The organism is Epilithonimonas hungarica (assembly GCF_900102265.1).
In the GTDB taxonomy this organism is placed as follows: Bacteria; Bacteroidota; Bacteroidia; order Flavobacteriales; family Weeksellaceae; genus Epilithonimonas; species Epilithonimonas hungarica.
Genome location: NZ_FNBH01000003.1, coordinates 320,168 through 339,309, shown reverse-complemented (window position 1 = coordinate 339,309; position 19,142 = coordinate 320,168). Strand labels below are relative to the sequence as shown.

At 36.3% G+C, this 19,142-nt stretch carries 18 protein-coding genes; 10 read left to right on the top strand and 8 right to left on the bottom strand.

Going from position 1 to position 19,142, the window contains the following annotated elements; all coding sequences use genetic code 11:
- Positions 1 to 64 precede the first annotated feature (64 nt).
- The 3 genes from BLT30_RS13385 to BLT30_RS13375 all read left to right on the top strand — a co-directional run bounded on the left by BLT30_RS13385 (position 65) and on the right by BLT30_RS13375 (position 4,097).
- Positions 65 to 1,345 (top strand): sugar isomerase, encoded by a 1,281-nt coding sequence (locus BLT30_RS13385; protein ID WP_089874042.1) that lies wholly within the window; start codon positions 65 to 67, stop codon positions 1,343 to 1,345.
- A gap of 208 nt (positions 1,346 to 1,553) precedes the next feature.
- On the top strand, positions 1,554 to 2,942 hold the full coding sequence (locus BLT30_RS13380; RefSeq protein ID WP_089874041.1) for an FGGY-family carbohydrate kinase: 1,389 nt from the start codon (positions 1,554 to 1,556) through the stop codon (positions 2,940 to 2,942).
- A 3-nt stretch (positions 2,943 to 2,945) separates the two neighbouring features.
- Positions 2,946 to 4,097 carry an alpha-hydroxy acid oxidase gene (locus BLT30_RS13375; protein ID WP_089874040.1) on the top strand — a complete coding sequence of 384 codons (1,152 nt, stop codon included), beginning with the start codon at positions 2,946 to 2,948 and terminating at the stop codon, positions 4,095 to 4,097.
- Positions 4,098 to 4,167: 70 nt separating this feature from the next.
- Here the strand turns inward: BLT30_RS13375 and BLT30_RS13370 are convergent, their stop codons facing one another.
- The 6 genes from BLT30_RS13370 to BLT30_RS13345 form a co-directional block, all read right to left on the bottom strand.
- Positions 4,168 to 4,824: an NAD(P)H-binding protein gene (locus BLT30_RS13370; RefSeq protein ID WP_089874039.1), complete on the bottom strand. Its 657-nt coding sequence runs from the start codon at positions 4,822 to 4,824 to the stop codon at positions 4,168 to 4,170.
- A 167-nt stretch (positions 4,825 to 4,991) separates the two neighbouring features.
- Positions 4,992 to 5,501, bottom strand: a complete 510-nt coding sequence (gene idi / locus BLT30_RS13365; RefSeq protein WP_089874038.1) for an isopentenyl-diphosphate Delta-isomerase — start codon at positions 5,499 to 5,501, stop codon at positions 4,992 to 4,994.
- Between the two features lie 325 nt (positions 5,502 to 5,826).
- Positions 5,827 to 6,606 (bottom strand): 16S rRNA (adenine(1518)-N(6)/adenine(1519)-N(6))-dimethyltransferase RsmA, encoded by a 780-nt coding sequence (rsmA, locus tag BLT30_RS13360; protein ID WP_089874349.1) that lies wholly within the window; start codon positions 6,604 to 6,606, stop codon positions 5,827 to 5,829.
- Between the two features lie 151 nt (positions 6,607 to 6,757).
- A complete protein-coding gene (locus BLT30_RS13355) occupies positions 6,758 to 7,885 on the bottom strand; it encodes a lactonase family protein (RefSeq protein WP_089874037.1) in 1,128 nt (375 codons plus the stop codon).
- 61 nt (positions 7,886 to 7,946) lie between these two features.
- Complete coding sequence (locus BLT30_RS13350; protein ID WP_089874036.1) at positions 7,947 to 10,265, bottom strand: DUF5686 family protein; 2,319 nt, start codon at positions 10,263 to 10,265, stop codon at positions 7,947 to 7,949.
- Between the two features lie 48 nt (positions 10,266 to 10,313).
- Complete coding sequence (locus tag BLT30_RS13345) at positions 10,314 to 11,387, bottom strand: lactonase family protein (RefSeq protein ID WP_175487193.1); 1,074 nt, start codon at positions 11,385 to 11,387, stop codon at positions 10,314 to 10,316.
- A gap of 204 nt (positions 11,388 to 11,591) precedes the next feature.
- On the opposite strand from BLT30_RS13345, the gene BLT30_RS13340 reads away from it, so the two are divergent.
- Entirely contained in the window at positions 11,592 to 12,236 is a 645-nt protein-coding gene (locus tag BLT30_RS13340) for a uracil-DNA glycosylase (protein WP_089874034.1), read from the top strand.
- Positions 12,237 to 12,280: 44 nt separating this feature from the next.
- Here BLT30_RS13340 and BLT30_RS13335 read toward each other — a convergent pair whose 3' ends face one another.
- Together BLT30_RS13335 and BLT30_RS13330 are read right to left on the bottom strand one after the other, a co-directional pair.
- On the bottom strand, positions 12,281 to 12,700 hold the full coding sequence (locus BLT30_RS13335; RefSeq protein ID WP_089874033.1) for a hypothetical protein: 420 nt from the start codon (positions 12,698 to 12,700) through the stop codon (positions 12,281 to 12,283).
- 8 nt (positions 12,701 to 12,708) lie between these two features.
- Entirely contained in the window at positions 12,709 to 13,197 is a 489-nt protein-coding gene (locus tag BLT30_RS13330) for a DUF456 domain-containing protein (protein ID WP_089874032.1), read from the bottom strand.
- Positions 13,198 to 13,285: 88 nt separating this feature from the next.
- Here BLT30_RS13330 and BLT30_RS13325 point away from each other — a divergent pair, with 88 nt between their 5' ends.
- Genes BLT30_RS13325 through BLT30_RS13300 form a run of 6 tightly spaced genes read left to right on the top strand, consistent with a single transcriptional unit; the run spans position 13,286 to position 19,114 of the window.
- Positions 13,286 to 14,539: a mechanosensitive ion channel family protein gene (locus BLT30_RS13325; RefSeq protein ID WP_089874031.1), complete on the top strand. Its 1,254-nt coding sequence runs from the start codon at positions 13,286 to 13,288 to the stop codon at positions 14,537 to 14,539.
- 31 nt (positions 14,540 to 14,570) lie between these two features.
- Positions 14,571 to 15,290, top strand: a complete 720-nt coding sequence (locus tag BLT30_RS13320; protein ID WP_089874030.1) for a pyridoxine 5'-phosphate synthase — start codon at positions 14,571 to 14,573, stop codon at positions 15,288 to 15,290.
- Positions 15,291 to 15,306: 16 nt separating this feature from the next.
- Positions 15,307 to 16,083: an alpha/beta fold hydrolase gene (locus BLT30_RS13315; protein ID WP_089874029.1), complete on the top strand. Its 777-nt coding sequence runs from the start codon at positions 15,307 to 15,309 to the stop codon at positions 16,081 to 16,083.
- 20 nt (positions 16,084 to 16,103) lie between these two features.
- Positions 16,104 to 16,337, top strand: coding sequence for a hypothetical protein (locus BLT30_RS13310; protein WP_089874028.1), 234 nt, complete (start codon positions 16,104 to 16,106; stop codon positions 16,335 to 16,337).
- The gene (locus tag BLT30_RS13305) at positions 16,334 to 17,338 is read left to right on the top strand and encodes an NAD-dependent epimerase/dehydratase family protein (protein WP_089874027.1); all 1,005 of its coding nucleotides are present in this window, start codon (positions 16,334 to 16,336) and stop codon (positions 17,336 to 17,338) included. Before BLT30_RS13310 ends, BLT30_RS13305 begins: the two co-directional genes overlap by 4 nt.
- A 9-nt stretch (positions 17,339 to 17,347) precedes the next feature.
- Complete coding sequence (locus BLT30_RS13300) at positions 17,348 to 19,114, top strand: AMP-dependent synthetase/ligase (RefSeq protein WP_089874026.1); 1,767 nt, start codon at positions 17,348 to 17,350, stop codon at positions 19,112 to 19,114.
- Positions 19,115 to 19,142 lie beyond the last annotated feature (28 nt).

Here is a 19,142-nt window from a genome sequence, read left to right as displayed (position 1 = left end):
GTAATTTATTAATTGGGAGGCCTGTTCATGGGCAGGCTTTCTTTTTTAAAAAATTAAAGATATTATGATCATAGGAAAAGATATTATTGAACAATACAACAAAGGAGAAGTCGAGAACTTTGATTCAGATTTTGATTATCTGCAGAACAAATTGACAAGATCGGGGGCAAATGTTTCCGAGATTGTTGATAAGATCGCTGATTTTCAGGTAGCCATTCCAAGTTGGGCTTTGGGAGCTGGAGGAACTCGTTTCGGAAGATTTTCTTACGGAGGAGAACCTTCATCTTTGGAGCAAAAACTGGATGATGTTGGCTTGATTCACGCGCTTACACACTCTGCCGGAGCGATTTCCCTTCATATTCCTTGGGATATTCCAAGTGATGTGAAGGCAATTAAAGAAAAAGCAGTTTCTCACGGACTTGTTTTTGACGCAATGAATTCTAACACTTTCCAAGACCAGCCGAATGCAAAACATTCTTACAAATTTGGTTCTTTGAATACTGTTAACGAAGATTCAAGAGCTTATGCGGTAGAACATAACAAAGAAGTTATCAGAATCGGAAAAGAATTAGACTCAAAAAGTTTAACGGTTTGGTTAGCGGACGGCGCAAGTTTTCCAGGACAGCTGAATTTCCAGACAGCTTTGTCTAAAACTGAACAAAGCTTGAAAGAAATCTACGCAGGAATGCCGGAAGATTGGAAATTGTTCATCGAATACAAACCTTACGAACCTAATTTCTATTCGACCACGATCCAGGATTGGGGAACGTCTTTTATGCTGGCAAATGCTTGTGGAGATAGAGCTTATACTTTGGTTGATCTGGGACACCATTTACCCAATTCAAATATTGAGCAGATTGTTGCAACCTTGATGTATAAAGGGAAATTAGGTGGTTTCCATTTCAATGACAGCAAATATGGAGATGATGATCTGACGGTAGGTTCAATCAAACCTTATGCATTGTTCTTGATTTTCAATGAACTGGTTTACGGAATCGAAAATAATCCTCAGAATCCTTATCCGGCTTGGATGATTGATGCGAGTCATAATGTCAAAGACCCTTTGGAGGATTTGATCCAGTCTTTGGAGGCGATTTTAATTGCTTACGCACAGGCACTTTTAGTTGACCAAAAAGCATTGAAAGATGCACAATCAAACAACGATGTTGTTCGTGCACAGGAGATTTTGCAGAATGCTTACAGAACGGATGTTCGTCCGTTATTGAAAGCAGCAAGATTGAAAACCGGAGCCGCACTTGACCCGATCTCAGCTTACAGAAATCTGAAAGTAAGAGAAACATTGATCTCCGAAAGAGGTTTCGATACCAAGGCAACAGGATTGTAAGGTCCTATTTAAAATTGATAATTTCAACTTTTAAGAATTAAAGGTTTTTATTATAAGTAATTTATTCTTTACGACCATTAAGGCAGAATTTAGTTTTCCTAGACCTAAAAGCTCCTTAATGGTTTTTAAAAATTTTAAACCAATTATTAGAATAGTTCTGAGATGGAATTCGAAACTACTTTAATATTCAAAATAATTCATTGCAAGGATGTCCAAAAAGAAGAAGGTAAGCATCGTATTTGATATTGGAAAGACCAATAAAAAGTTCTTTTTATTTGATAAAAATTATAAAGAAGTTGTTCGGGAATATACAGAATTACCACTGACAACGGATGAAGATGGTTATCCTACAGAAGACATCATAGCATTACAAAACTGGATAAAAGATAATTTTCATTCGATATTGGATAATAAAGATTATGAAGTGAAAACAATCAATTTTTCCAGTTACGGTGCGAGCCTGGTTCATCTGGACCAGAAAGGAAATGTTCTGACGCCATTGTACAATTATACAAAACCGATGGAGCAGGAGATTCTTGATCTATTCTACGAAAAACATGGCGACAAACTGAAAATTGCCCGCGAAACAGCTTCTCCACAGTCTGGAATGCTAAACTCCGGAATGCAATTGTTTTGGCTGAAATACAAACATCCGGAAGTTTTCAAAAAAATACGTTACAGTCTTCATTTACCCCAATATTTATCGTACTTGTTCACAGGATTATGTGTTTCCGAGTTTACTTCAATCGGCTGTCACACCAATTTGTGGGATTATGATAAGAATGATTATCATGATTGGGTTTATGAAGAGGAAGTAGATGCATTGTTACCACCGATTGTTCCGACATCAGCAAGTATCAATACTTCTTATAAAGGTCAAAAGATAAAGATTGGCGTAGGAATTCACGACAGTTCTTCTGCATTATTGCCTTATATTTTGAGCAAAAAGAATCCATTTTTATTGGTTTCAACAGGAACTTGGAGTATTTCTCTTAATCCTTTCAATGATGAAAGTCTGACGTATGAGGACATCGAAAATAATTGTCTGAATTATATGCGTGTTGATGGTAAACGCGTAAAAGCTTCGCGGTTTTTTATGGGAAATGAATATAGGATCCAAGTTGAAAAATTGTGTGCCCATTACGGAAAAGAATACGGATTCCACAGGGAAGTGCGTTTTGACCAGGATTTGTACCTACGTTTGATGAAGCATAAAGCCGTTTATTTTCGTTTTGAAGGAATCTCATTAAAACGAAAAATGATCAGTGAAACAGATCTGAATTCGTTTCCGACGTTTGAAGAAGCTTATCATCAATTAATGATAGAATTGATGGACCTACAGATTCATACGATTAAAAATGCCATTGGAAATTCCGAAATTGAGACCATTTACATAGATGGAGGCTTTACCGATAATGATGTTTTTATGAAACTGATGTCCCATCATTTCCAGCATTACAGTGTGATGTCAACACATTCTCCGCTGGGTTCTGCTTTAGGCGCCGCAATGGTGATCTCTAATAAAGAAATCGATGAAACTTTTTTGCAGCAACATTATAAGATGAATGTGTTGCAGCCTTTAATTTTTAATTTATAGATTATGTCATTTCCATTTGATATCAGATATGCGTCGCTTGAATTGTTGATCGAAAGAGCTAAAAAAAGAATGCCTCGTTTTGCATTTGAGTATCTTGATGGAGGCTGTAATGAAAATATCAACAGAGACAGGAACACAAGCGAATTAAGAGACGTTCTGCTCCGACCGCGTTATTTGAATAATACTTATGCTGAAGCCAATATGGAAACCGAATTGTTTGGCGTGAAATATTCAGCTCCTTTTGGCATCTCGCCTGTTGGTTTACAAGGATTGATGTGGCCGAATGCGCCAGAGATTCTTGCAAAAGCAGCTTTCAAACATAACATCCCTTTTATTCTAAGCACAGTTACAACAAGCAGTATCGAAAGAATTGCTGAATTAACGGAAGGGAAAGCTTGGTATCAATTGTATCATCCAAGGGAAGAGTGGTTGAGAGACGATATTCTCGATCGTTGTGAAGCTTCTGGATATGACGTTTTGGTCGTCCTTTCTGATGTTCCGACTTTCGGTTACAGAGCTAAGGAGATCAGAAATGGTTTGGCGATGCCTCCGCAATTGAATTTTAGAAATGTTTCCCAGGCTTTGGCAAAACCACAATGGTGTCTGGAAATGCTGAAACATGGTGTTCCAAGTTTTAAAACGATGGAGAAATATATGGATAAGAATATGAACGTGAAACAGCTGGGACAGTTCATGAATTCCACTTTTTCTGGCAGATTAAATCCAGACAGGATCAAAGCCATCCGTGATAAATGGAAAGGAAAACTGGTCATTAAAGGTGTTGCTTCCGATGAAGATGCGGAAGAAGCAGTACGTTTAGGTTTCGACGGAATGATCATTTCCAATCACGGTGGAAGGCAGCTGGATGCAGGAGAATCCACGATTGCTGTTGTAAAAGAAATCAGCGATAAATATAAAAATCAAATCAAAATAATGATGGACAGTGGTGTAAGAACTGGTCCGGATGTTGCCCGAGCTTTGAGTTGTGGCGCGGAATTTACTTTTATGGGGCGTACTTTTATGTATGCTGTTGGCGCTTTGGGAAACAAAGGAGGCGACCATATCATCGAAATGCTGAAAATGCAGTTTAGACAAGTTATGGAGCAAGTTTGTTGCGATAAACCTGAGCAGTTGCAGAATTTCAGAGTGAAATAACTGAATTATCAATAAAAATGGACCAAACTCATTTTCAGGAAGATCTATAACATAATGATATTAGCCAGAATTATTGCGTTTTCTTCTCTGCAAAACTGAAAATACTATGAAGCTTGATTTCTGAAAAACTATTGGATTTTATCTTTGAGGCCACAATCATAGCTTTTGCCAGAACAGAAGTTGGAAGTGGTTGCTGACTTTTGAAAAATCCGAATTTATTTAGAAATTTAATTATTTTCAAACCATAGACCTCACCGTTTCTGTCAGTGTTTTTTCGTTCCAGCATACCGGGTTTGAAGATCGTCGTTTTTGGAAAATGTAAATTTTTAACAGCTTCCTCCAGTTCTCCTTTCATTCGGGAATAGAAGATTTTGGAATCCGGATTTGCGCCGTAAGCAGAAACCAAAATATAATCATCTACTTGATTTTCTTTCGCTGCTTTCGCAAACTGATATTGATAGTCGTAATCGATTTTCCACTGGTTATCCTTACTTCCGGCAGTTTTCAAAGTTGTTCCGAGACAGGAAAAAACAACATCACCTTTCACAAGATGTTTCCATTCATCAGGCTGGTCAAAATCTACGATGTGCGCTTTGACTTTTTCATTATGAAAATCAGAACGTCTCCTCACAAAAATATCAATTTCATCAAAATCAGGATCCTGGCAAAGTTGATTCACGAGGTCGTTTCCTGTAGCGCCGGTTGCACCAATTACCAAAGCTTTCATATGCGTAAGATTTGATAATAAAGTTAAGGAATATTTTCAAGTAAATGATCAGACTTTGAAATCTAAAACTTATAAGTGGGAAAATGAAAAATATTTCTCTCACAAATCCAGCTAATTTTGCAGCTTAAAAAAATCTGCTTTATCTGCCAAATCTGCGAGTTTTTTAATTAATTCAGCTGATTGCGATACTCCGCCCAAATGATTTTAAACCATTCTGTAAAGTTTTCCGGATTTTCAGCTATTTCCTGTTGCAAATCAGAGATGGAAACATATCGGATTTCAGACACTTCCTCAGGATTTAAATTAAATTCCCCATCAAAGTTTCCTGTGAAGACATGATCCAATTCGTGTTCCCAAAGCCCATCTCCAACATCCGCTTTATAGATGAAATGGAATTTCTCCGTCAGCTCACAATCGATTCCCAATTCCTCTTTGATACGTCTTTTCGCTGCATCCAGATAAGATTCCTCGATTCTTGGGTGTGAGCAACATGCATTGGTCCATTGGTTGGGTGAGTGGTATTTTTCATTGGCACGTTTCTGCAAGATCATTTCTCCCTTTTCATTGAATAAAAACACCGAAAATGCACGATGCAAAAGCCCATTTTCATGCGCCTGCATTTTTTCCATTTGTCCTAAAACTTCATCATTCGGATTTACCAATACCACTTTTTCCATAGTACAAAAATAGGGATTTTAAAATAAATTTTTAAGAGCTAAATAACAACTTCGAAGAGTATTTTTTGAATATTTTTTAGGAGCTATTTCCCGCTTTCCGTTGCAATCTTTTTTGCAAGACGTCTCCTTTAAATAGAACTGTTGGTAAACGCAAAAAAGGATTTCCACTGCAATCGGGGCTATGGGATTTGTCTTTATTAGAACATTTATTCATAACTTAGAAGATTAACAAAGCCCGTTTTTCATTCCAAAATGATTTCGACAGCGAAGTTTAGATTCCTACGGAATGAAAATATTATGCTTATAAAGCATTTTTTATAAACTCTCAAACTCCAAAACTCGCCTTCCACTCATTCGTAAAATCAATAAAATCAGCAACAGACAATTCCTCCGCACGAATGTCAAGAAAACGATGTGAACTCATAGCTTCAGGAATACCAAGAACTTTCAAAGAATTGCTCATTTTTTTGCGTCTCTGTCCAAATCCGGCTTTCACGATCTGTTTGAACAAAACCTCATTTCCAGCCAAACCTGGTTTCAGATTTCTGGTCATTCGAATAACACCGGATTTCACTTTTGGTGGCGGATTGAACACATTTTCATGAACCGTGAAAAGATATTCCACATCGTAATAGGCCTGAACCAAAACCGACAAAATCCCGTAATCTTTTGTCCTTGGAACTGCCGCTGTTCTCTCTGCGACTTCTTTTTGGAACATGCCGCTCATTTCCGGAACATATTGGAAATTATCAATGATCTTGAACAAGATCTGAGACGAAATATTATAAGGGAAATTCCCGATCACAGCCAATTCTTCACCATCAAAAACTGTTGGAATATCAGTTTTCAGAAAATCTCCAACGAAATGCTGTTCTTCTAATTTCGGATAATGTTTTTTAAGATAATCGATGGACTCGTTATCAATCTCAGCAACGTAAGTTTCAACGTCCTTTTCCAGAAGAAATTTTGTAAGAACACCCATTCCAGGGCCCACTTCCAAAACTTTTTTATAACCTTCCAAAGAAAGCGAATCTACAATGTCACGTGCGATATTCTGGTCTGTAAGAAAATGCTGACCGAGATGTTTTTTTGCTCTAACGTCCAATTCCGATTTTTTTTGCAAAGATAGAATTATATTTAACGCAAAGGCGCAAGAATAGTTTCTAACGGATAAAAAAGAAATCGCAAAAGTTTTCCTTTGCGACTTTTATATGCTTATTTAAGTTAAAGGCAGGTAGCCAATTGCTATCAAATAATCAATACATCTTCGTCTTCACACAAGTCACATTTTTGATTTTGACTGGTTTTCTCACTTTCTTCAACATTCCTGTATCTAAGTTTCTTTTAAAAACGGTTACGTTTTGAGAAATTACGTTTGTAACAATAATGAATTTTCCAGTTTCATCAATTGCGAAAGTTCTCGGATGTTTCCCTTTCACAGATTGATATCCGATGGATTCCAAAGTTCCATTTTCTTTGATTTTAAAAATTGCAATATTGTTTTCTTTCCCTCTATTGCTCGCGTAAAGGAACTTTCCGTCCGGAGAGATATGAACATCCGAGCTCTCAAAACCGTCTTTGATTTCGTCCGGATGTGTCGGAATTCTCTGGATTTCTTCCAACTTGTTTTCAGAAAAATCATAAACCGAGATCATCCCAGCCAATTCCTCGATAGAATAAGCTAATTTTCCATCTTTGCTGAAAGTGATATGTCTCGGTCCGCTTCCCGGTTTTGTATTGATGAAAGTACTTTGGTTGTCAATCAAAGGTTGTTTTTGTGTTGGGTCAAAAGGATATTGCAAAATCTTATCTGTACCCAGATCTGCAAAAAGTACAGTTTTATAATCTGGTGAAAAAACCGCAGAATGTGTGTGCGCTTTTTCCTGTCTTTTCGGGTCAACGCCACTTCCTTCTGTGAATGTAAAATGTTGCGCTATCGAATCAATTTTTCCATTTTCAAGAAGCGGAAAAACAGAAATCGTTGCTTGATTGTACGTTGCATTAATGAGCCATTTTCCATTTTTGTCAACATTCACATAAACGGGATTTTCGCCACCGGTTTTTTGTTGATTGAGGAAAGTCAAGGATTTTTTATCTGCATCGAAAGCAAAGGAACTTACTGTTCCGTAATTTGGAGTTTTAGCATCAGATGAAGCGTAGATATATTTTCCGTCAGGCGAAACAGTGATGTAACCCGGATTGATAACATCAGAAGAGGAAGTAACTTTCGTCAGTTTTCCTGTTTTCATATCAAGTTCATAAACATAAACCGCGTCTGAACCTTTGTCCCAATTATAAGAACCAAAAAATACAAACTGTCTTTGTGAATATAGACTTTTGAAAATTAAGAGACTTAATAATATAAATATTTTTTGGAATTTCATTGGTGAAGAATTAATGTGGAATTAAACCTGACGGAATTAAATCTGTGTTGTCACAAATTTCCTAAAAATTCATCTGGAAACCAAACTGAACACCAAATTTTCTAACTTCGGACGTTGCAGAAGTATTATGATTAAGATAATTTCCTCTCCAGTTAAAATCGACTCTCAATATTCTGAAATTGCCCCAACCAATATTTTCGATCCCAAAACCATATTCGTAATAAGGCTTGTCAGGAGCAGTCAATTTCATACTTCCTGCATTCATATTGATGGTTTCTTGTTTCAGGCTTCCAACTCCCGAGCGAAAAAATGCAACTTCTCTTAATTTCAATTTTTTGATTAGTGGGATTTGAGAAAGAATTTTTCCATTGAAGTGGTGTTCCAAAAACAAAACTGCATAAGAATCTGCAACGAATTCATAATAATTCATCAAAGAGAAAACACCTCTTACCAGACCATAAGACTGGTTGGCGGGCAAGACATTTTGCAAAGCGAGTGGGAGAGCGTCAAAGTTTTTACCAACTTCCACATTGGCAAATAATCTTCCCCAGTTTCCTAAGATCACCGGTTGATAATAATAAAACTGAAGCTTGTTATAATTAAAGTCCGAATCGAAAACGCCTCCGACCCCTTTTGTATATTTAAGAATTAAAGTTGGATTGGTTGCCAAGGCGGTCATCTCGTACCGATCAATACCATAAGTGGAAAATTTGATTCCGGGTCTTGCGATAATGGTCGCTGTAAATCTTGTATCGTTCAAATCATTTCGCAGAACACCTTGTCTGTAATAATCGATATTGAAAAGATCGGAGTCGGCAGATCTGATGTTTTGTGTGGTTGCATCCAACTTGATCTGGAAGTTTTTCCAAGGCTCTATACTTGTGAAGAAATTGTATTGTTTCACAGAACTCATCGATGTTGTTTCACCGCTGTTAAGAACAGACGAAGAGGCAAATGAACGGGTCATGATTCCCTCATCGGTTGTTAATTGAACTCCAAGCTGCAAAACATCTTGTCTGTAACCTGCACCAATTTGGAAACGATTGGTTTTATTGAACATATATTTGGCCTCACCTCCGAATTTCCATTTTTCATCACGGAAACCGTAAGCGGTATAAGCTTGGACCCTCCACATATCGTTCTTTCCAAAATAAGTTCTGGCTCCGGCTCTTAGTCTCAGTCCTTCTATATCATTATATCCCCAAGTCTGGAAAATATTTCCAAAATCCAGCCATTTTCCAAAATGAATATAACCTGTGTTACCGATCTGGACCAGTTTTACAATCCGTTTATATTTCGGAACGTTTTCCAGTTCGTCATACATTTTGTAGATATTCTGTTCGCTTTCTGTCAGTTTTTCGGTTCTGTTTTCCAGCCAATAATTTTCATCTTTATCAACCAAATAGTCTTCCGGTATATAGACTTTATTAAGGAAGGAATCATCTATCCCTTTATCGAACTCATAATTGGAATAATTCGCAACCCGTTTTGCGATCACACTTTTTGCACCATCTCTATCATTAAGGACAAGATTAAGCGTAGTCTCATTTCTGGTCGGAATAAATGTAGAATCATCTGGATTATCGAATTCTAGATCGGTAGCAATATTTTTCACAAAGTTGATATTGATCCTTTTATTCGTTTCCATCTCCACTTTCATCACATTATATTTGTCCATCGAGATATAAAGTCGCCCTTTCAAAGCTAATGCCTCAGGATTTTTAGGCGTGAACCGGATCTCGTAACTTCTGACCGTATTTACTTCGATCGTATCTGTAATATTGTAATCAAAAACGCCGAAACCGTCTGTGGAAACTGGACTTGTAAAACCAAGATTCAGATAATTGATCGTATTATCATAAATGTTGATGTCCTTATACATGTTCTGGATTGTCTTCGCAACGATCTGGTTGTTTTTAAGTCCGGAATTCCTTATAGCCAAAAGGTCTTTCCTTTCTTTTTTAGGGTCATTTTTCCCGTAGATCTGGGTGATACTTTCTGTAATAAAAAGTGGTAAAACTGCTTTTCCTGCAATCTCAGAAGAATCGTTGTATTTGAAAATGATAGAATCCAAACCTCTGAATACTTTCTTTTTCGTAAAAGAACTGTCGATATTATCTAATCGGAAATCGATTTTCTCGTAAGTTTTATATTTATAGTCCTTATGGAGAAGAAGTCCGTTGGATTTCTTTTTTTTCCAGACCTGTTGCATGATCGCATAAGCCGGATTTTCTTTTTTATTTTTATACTTTTTTACCGATTTAATGGTAACGCTTTCAATTTCATTTTCTTTTTCGGTTTGCGAAAAAAGCAATCCGGAACACCAAATCAGAAAAAATGAAAGAATAAATTTTTTATCAAACATCGAGTCTTCGAACATTAAGCTATTAAAACTAAAATTTTATTAAAATATTATACTTGTAATGAATTATTTTCCTTTTTCATAGAAAATAACATTCACGGGTGCACAAACAGGGATGGACTTCTTTGTGGGAGTCAATTCTCCCGATTTGAGATCCCTACTGAAAATATTGATTCTATTCGTATCCTGGTTCGCGATCAAAACCAGTTTATTATTTGGGCTGATGGCAAAATTTCGGGGATTTCGCCCGGTTGTTTTGATTTGCTGAATTTTTTTCACTTTTCCATCCTTCAAGATTTTGAAAGTTGTGATGTCATCTGCATCATCACGATTCGTAACATATAAAAATTCCTCATTATCAGACAAATGGATATCAGCCGCTCTGAAATTAAACCTAACTTTTCTTGACAACAAGGTTTCTTCTTGAATTAATTCAATTTTTCCTTCATTGAAACTCAAGACAGACAGATCTCCACTGAGTTCCTGGACGAGATAAATTAATTTTCCAGATTTATTAAAAATAATATGTCGTGGGCCAGAGCCTTTTTTCGCATCAAATTCCCCCGCTTTTTCCAAAACCTCTTCTCCGGTTTTATTATATTTGAATACATAGATCTTGTCCAATCCCAAATCGGTTGCCAAAACATATTTCATATCCGGGGAGAACTGAACCTGATGAATGTGTGATTTTTCCTGTCTTTTTGGATTCATACCAACACCTTCAAATTTTATATTCTGAAAAACATCAGATAATTTTCCGTCAACATATCTTTTGAAAACATTGATGCTTCCACCGGAATAATTGGCAACAATTATATTTTGGTCGTCAGAAATGATAAAACACGGGTCTTCCCCCTGCGTTTTTTTCTCGTCTTTTTTGATTAAAGTTCCATTCGCTTCATCAATTTCAAATGACGTGATTGTACTTTTTTCGCCATTTTCATTAACTGAAAAAAGAAATTGCTTATCTGGACTAAGGCTTACAAAACTTGGATTGATTATATTCTCTGTATGGAATTTCAAATTGTATTTGTAAGTATTTTCATCAAAATCAAAAACATAAATTCCACCACTGCTGCACTTATCACTATTCGTATAAGTTCCAACGATGATGGTGTTCTGTGCGGATAAATTGGCCATAAAAATTATTGAAAAAATAAAACTGTTCCAGATTTTCATTCTAATTTGAGCTGTTTTTACAGATAAATGTTAAATTTTGCTCGAATTTATTACATTAAAAATTAAGCCAAAGACCTTTTAAGAGAAATTAACTTTAATTCACTGGAAAAGTCAGCGGATTTGCTTTAATCGATTTGTAAATTTAATTTTGTAAAAAATATGACTATGACCTGGAAAGAAGTTTTGAAACCAATTAAAGAAAGTGACTATTTTGAAAATCTTTGGAATAAGGTAAAAGTTGAATATAATTCGACGAAATGTTTTCCACCAAAAAATGAGATTTTCCGAGCTTTGGAATTGACGGAATTTGATGATGTGGAAGTTGTTATCATCGGTCAAGACCCTTATCATAATGATGGACAGGCTAATGGGCTTTGTTTCTCTGTTTCAGAAAATGTGACTGCGCCTCCTTCACTCAAAAATATCTTTATTGAGCTAAAAGATGACATTGGAATCGAAAGAAAAAACAAAGATTTGCAGGATTGGGCAAGGCAAGGTGTTCTGCTTCTTAATGCAACTTTAACCGTAAAAGCACACGAACCGAACTCTCATAAAGACCTCGGTTGGGAAACGTTTACAGATTATATTATCAAGCAAATTTCTGATAAAAAACAAAATGTAGTTTTTGTGCTTTGGGGAGCATTTGCACAGAAAAAATCTGTATTGATTGACCAAGGCAAACATTTCATCATTCAGTCAGCGCATCCTTCTCCATTTTCTGTTTACAGAGGCTTTTTTGGAAGCAAACCGTTTTCAAAAATCAATAACTATCTATTAGAAAAAGGTAAAAAGCCAATTGTTTGGGGATGATTTGAGTTTGAGAATGGATAGTTATAGAATTTTTTGATTGGATATTATTCCTCTTTCTCATACTTAAAAGTTACAGATTCGCTTTCTTGTTTTCCGCCAGGATAGGGTTTCAAATCGGTTAATGTAAATCTGTATCCTGAAAAACTGAAAGACTTGCTAACATTTCTTGGTAAAAAATCTCTCGTCCCAACCTGAAAATTGGTTTTCTGACTTCCAGAAGTTCCTTCAATATTAACTGTTGCAATGCCTTCCCAGACACAAGTCACATCAACCGGACAACGGCTGTCTTCCGTAATTTCTTTGAAGTGAAGATTGATCTTAGAATTCGGGATTTTTGCCGTTTTATTGATTCCGATTGTAATTGTGTTGCTTCCGTTCTCTGAATTCAGAGTCTGAGATTGCGTCGTACAATTGCTCATCAATAATAAAACCGGAGCGAATAAAAGTGTTTTGATATTCATCATTTATAATTTTAAAAGAAAATATAATAACCAACAACCAAAAACATTGCCAGTCCGACCATCAAACTAAATCCCGTTCCGTAAACAAATCCGATAAAAGCTCCTTTCATAGAGTTGAAAGCTTTTTTCCTATCATTAATGTCGTGCAATAATTCGCCAAGGAAAACACCTAATAACATTCCTATCAAAAAACCAAGCGGAATCGGGATAAAAAATAACCCGACAAGTGTTCCAATGAAAGAACCAATGCTCCCGTAACGTGTTCCGCCATATTTTTTGTTGGTTTTGGCTGGAATTACATAATTCAGGATTGTTGAAATTAATGTCAGTAAAACAAAAATCCAAACGTACATCATCGGCATTTCGTTTTCTGTCCCGAATTTGAATATCAGTAATCCGCAGATACTCAATAATAAGCCAGGCAAAACAGGAAGGAAAGTTCCCAACATTCCTACAAAAAGGAGAACCAAAGCGATAATGTCTATAAATACAGAATCCATTATTTTTAAATTTATTTAAAAATACAACATTCAAAGTAATGCCAAAAGAATTTTTTTTATCCTTAAATTTGTGAAATAATTCTCTTCAATGAAAAATGAACTTATAGATTACAAAGATTTTCTTCAGCGGATCAGTGATGAAATTCATTTCTTCTGCAAAGACTTTTTTCCTGATGAGTTTGTTTTGTCGACTCAGATTACACTTAAGTTTGTCCTTCTGATATTCCTTATTTATTTGCTTTCTTTTATCCTGAAAAATGGGATCAACCTGATTTTCAGATTCTTTTTTGATAAGGAAAAATATCCCGTGATGAAGTCGATCTACAAAGCCAGAGTTACCAATTCTGTGGCTAGTATTCTGGCTTTGGGATTCGGGAATTATGCCTTGTTTTCTATCTTTTACAGACATCCTAAAAGCTTTGTTTTTCTCGAAAGAATGATAGGTTTCCTGATTGTTTGGGCGATTGCGAACATGGCTTTCCGTTTCATAAGAGTTTTGCAGACTTATTACGAGATCCAGAAAGATTACTATAAAATCCTTGCGATCAATTCCATTACTCAAACGGTAAAGATTTTCGGAATTTTCATCTTTAGTGTCATTGCTATCTGTGTCATTTTTGGGATTGCAAGCAGTACGGTTTTAGGAAGTTTGGGAGCTATCACAGCTGTAATTGTTCTGATTTTCCGGGATACGATTTTAGGTTTTGTAACGGGAATCCACGTGGCTACTTCCAAAAACCTGAAGCCTGGCGATTGGGTAGCAATCCCAAAATACAATATTGAAGGAAATATCGAGGGAATTGACCTTTTGACAACAAAGATCAAAAATTTTGACAAAACGATCTCGACAATTCCGACCTATGATCTATTAACGACAGAAATCAAGAATTATCAGGTGATCTCTGACGAAAATACGAGAAGGATCAAAAAATCGATTGTTTTCAATATGAAATCTCTGAAGTTTGTGAACGATGATTTGATGAACCGATTGAAGAGAATCAATCTTATCAAAACTTATCTTGGCCTTAAGGAAAAAGAGATAGAGAAAGAAAGACGATCAATGGAAAATCCTGACGAGATCATCAATGGAACTCAGTTGACCAACATTGGTGTTTTCCGAAAATATGTTCAGAACTATCTTAACAACAGCGACAAAATCGACCAGAAAGAAATTATCCTTGTGAGACAATTGCAAAGTACGCCGGAAGGTTTGCCTTTGGAAATCTATTGCTTCGCAACCGAGGCTGATACAGAGAAATACGAGAATATCCAGTCTGATATTTTTGACCATTTGTTATCGGCTGCAAAAGAGTTTGAACTTGATATCGTTCAAAAAGTTTAAAATCAATTATTAATTATCATTTATAGGAGTTATGACCAAACTTAGTGTCAATATCAATAAAATCGCAACGCTTAGAAATGCCAGAGGAGGCGATGTTCCAAGTGTAACACAAGTGGCTTTGGATTTGGAAAGATTCGGAGCGCAGGGAATTACCATCCATCCAAGACCGGACGAAAGACATATCACGAGAAAGGACGTTTACGATTTGAAACCTTTGGTAACAACGGAATTCAATATCGAAGGAAATCCTCACAGACCTTTTATCGATATGGTTCTGGAAATTAAACCGGAGCAAGTGACCCTGGTTCCCGATGCTGATGATGCAATCACTTCCAATGCGGGCTGGGATTGTGAAAAGAATCTTGATTTCTTGAAATCTGTTATTACAGAATTCAAAAACGCCGGAATCAGAACTTCTATTTTCCTTGACCCGAATCCCGAAATGGTAAAATTCGCGGCAGAAACAGGAACGGATAGAATCGAGCTTTACACAGAAGCTTACGCCAAACATTATCCTGGCAATAAAGAATTTGCTGTAGAATCTTATTTTAAAACAGCTGTTGTTGCAAGCGAATTTGGTTTAGGAATCAATGCTGGACACGATTTGTCATTAGACAACTTAAAATATTTTGCAGATAACATCCCAAACCTGTTGGAAGTTTCCATTGGTCACGCCTTGATTTCGGAAGCACTTTATCTTGGTTTGGAAAATACGGTTCAGGCTTATCTTAAGAGATTGGCGAAGTGGTAATTATATTTTATTATTGATGGAAATTTTACATTCAAAAATATACGGAGAAGAAAGAACGGAAACGCCACTTTTGGTTTTTCACGGATTGTTCGGAATGCTTGATAACTGGGGAAGTTTTGGAAAAGAATTTGGGGAATTGATGCCGACACATTTGCTGGACTTGAGAAATCACGGCCGCAGTTTTCATTCAGATTCTATGACGCACGATGATTTGGCCAACGATATTCTGAATTATATGGATTTTCATAAGATCGAAAAAGCCAATCTTCTCGGACATTCGCTTGGTGGAAAAGCGGTGATGCAATTCGCCATCAATTTTCCTGAAAGAGTTGAAAAGCTAATCGTTGCAGATATTTCTCCAAAAGCCTATCCGCCACACCATCAGGGAATTATCAAAGCGCTTCAAACTGTTGATTTCTCTACGGTTGAATCTCGTCAGGATGTAGAAAAAGTTCTTGGAGAATATATTCACGAGAAGTTTGTGATTCAGTTTTTGATGAAGAATTTATATTGGACGGAGGAGAAAAAACTGGCCTGGAGATTCAATCTTGAAACTCTTGCTGCAAAATATACAGAATTTGTTTCCAATGCAATTAAGTTCGGGGTTTTTAATGGTCCGACTTTATTCATTGCCGGAGCCAATTCCAATTATATACTTCCACAGGATGAGTTTTTGATCAGACAACAGTTCCCGAATTACCAACTCATCAAAATAAAAAATGCGGAACATTGGGTTCAGGCCAATAATCCTGTTGATTTCAACGCTGCTGTGAAAGAATTTTTGCAGAATTAAATTATCTTTGTAATTCCTAAATGAAAAAATACCAAGAAACCATTTATAAGATCATTTTGATTTTTTCTGTTCTCATCAATATTTTTTTGATCGTATTGCTGTTTTTTGTCCTCAGAGATTCACTTTCTGGTCATGGAGAATGGTTTTTGGATGGCAGAAGCTTCTGGTATTTCATTGGTGTGATTCTCGCATATTCTTTAGCGAATTCTATTTTCATCGTTAGATTTTTAAAAATCAAATCTATTAAAGAATGATTCTAATAACTGGCGCAACAGGGATTTTGGGGAGAGTTATTGCTCTTGAACTTTTGAAAAAGGGAAAGAAAGTCCGTGCGACCAAACGAAAATCCAGCAACTTAAAAGATGTTTCAGAATCTTATCGGTTTTATACCGAGCGACCTGATTTTTATTTTGATCAGATAGAGTGGATGGATGTTGATTTCGAAGATTTGGATTCACTTCAAAATGTTCTGAAAGATGTGGACGAAGTCTATCATTGTGCCGCAAAAGTGAGCTTCGATCCAAAAGATGAAAAAAGTCTATACAAAAATAACTCTGAGGCAACGGAGAAATTACTCTTCGCAATCGACCCTTTGAAAGTCAAAAAGTTCCTTTTTGTGAGTTCCATAGCAGTTTTGGATGGATTTAATGAAAAGGGTGAAATGGATGAGAATTCTGATTTCAATGAAAAACTTCACCATTCCGATTATGCGATTTCCAAATATGTTTCCGAGATGGAGGTCTGGCGCGCACAATATGAAGGTCTTAATACAGTTATCATCAATCCGGGTTTGATCATCGGCTCCGGAAACTGGAATCACAGCAGTGGGAAATTGTTCAAAGAACTGTCAAACCGTTTTACATTTCCAGGCTCTACAGCTTATGTAGATGTAAGGGATGTCGCTAAAGTTGCGATTGAATTAATGGAAAAATCAATCTTTGGACAACGATTCATAGTCACTTCAGAAAATGTAAAATACAAAACGATCTCTGATAAAGTGCGGAAGGTCTTCGGAAAAAGTCCGGTAAAGATCATATCAAATTCGATTCTTGATTTGTTACCATTTTTCTCCATGATTTTTGGTTGGTTTATTCCAATCTTGAAATTGGGAAATAAAACCAATGTAGAGACCGTCAAATCAGACTCGAAAATAACAAACAAAAAAATTCGTGAAACTTTAGGTTACGAATTCATTCCTATTGATGAAAGTGTGGATTTTCATCTGAAAAATTATACGGAATCCTTAAAATCATAACTATCATTAATGAGCAACGTTACTAGTTTTCTTCAAAAAAACGTTAACCAATTTCCGGAAAAACCCGCCATAGGTTTCAAAAAAGACCATGAATGGAAAGAACTCAGCTGGTACAAACTCAAAAGAATTGTCTATAAAACGGCCAATGCACTTAAAGAAAATGGTGTAAAAGAGAACGATAAAGTTTCTATTTATGCTGATAATTCTGCGGAATGGATCATTTTTGATTTGGCGATTATGGCGATTGGAGCGGTTACAGTTCCGGTTTATTCTACCAATGGCGAAGACCAGGTTGAATATATCATCAAAGATTCCGGAGCAGAAATTATTTTTGCAGGAAATCAGGAACAATACAATGTCTGCCAGAATCTTTTGAACAAAGGTTTACCGCTTAAACAGATCATTGTTTCGAAAAAATATATCAAGTTAAAGGAAAACTCTTCCTACTTAGAAACTTTTATCGAGTCTGCATCTGAAGATTTGGAAATTGTTGAAAGAGGAGAAGATGATTTAGCAACATTGATTTATACGTCAGGAACAACCGGGGTTCCGAAAGGTGTGATGATTACGCATTCTAATTTCATAAAAGCATTTGATGCGCATATGGAGTTTTTCAAATTCAGGAATTTTGAGGAAGAGCATTCGTTGGCATTTTTACCTTTGACACACGTTTTTGAGAGAAGCTGGACATTACTTTGTTTACATTTTGGTGCAAAAGTTAGTTTCCTGGAGAACCCAAAACTGATTGCATCTGCACTGACCGAGGTCAAACCGACAATGATGTGCTCGGTTCCAAGATTCTATCAGAAAATCTATGCCGGACTAAACGAAATGGTCAATTCAGGTTCAGATTTGAAAAAGAAGATATTCAGTTGGTCGATTGAAAATGGTGCTTTGGTTTCTGAAAAAAAACGTTTGAATCAAAGTATTCCTTTTGGGCTTAATATTAAAAATAAAATCGCCAATGCTCTGGTCTTTGGTAAAGTAAAGAAAAAACTGGGCGGTAAACTTTGGTTTATGCCTTGTGGAGGTGCTTCTATTTCAGCAGAAGTGACACAGTTTTTTGATGCAATGGGAATCCATATCACAGTTGGTTATGGGATGACGGAAACGACTGCTACAATCACCGCTTTTCCTTTTATAAAATATAAATATGGAACTGCCGGGAAATTATTAGGAGATTCTCAAATCAAGATTGGAGAGAATGATGAGATCCTTGTGAAAGGAAGCGGGATAATGAAAGGTTATTACAACAAACCGGAAGAAACAGCCAAGGTTTTCGATGAAAATGGCTGGATGAAAACAGGTGATGCTGGCTTTATGGATGAAGAAGGCAATCTTGTGATCACAGACAGAATCAAAGACCTGATGAAAACTTCCAACGGAAAATATATCGCACCACAACCGATTGAGAACATGTTTTCGAATAACAATTACATCAATCAGATAATGTTGGTGGCAGAAGACAAACCTTATGTAACTGCAGTTATTGTTCCCAATTTCGAATCGATGACGGAGAAAATAAAAAGTTTAGGTGTGACATTTACCAATTGGGTAGAAGTCGTGAAGAACGAAAAGGTACTTTCTTTTTATCATCAATTGATCGATGACATCCAGAAGGATCTTCCTGGTTTTGAGAAAATCAAAAAATTCGTTTTGATGCCTGCTGATTTCGAAATTCAAAGTGGTGAGATCACACCAACGCTCAAAATCAAAAGAAATATTGTAATTCAAAAATACAAAAGTATCATCGATGCAATGTATCATCACGAATAAGTTTAAAATATAAGATCTCTGTACAAAT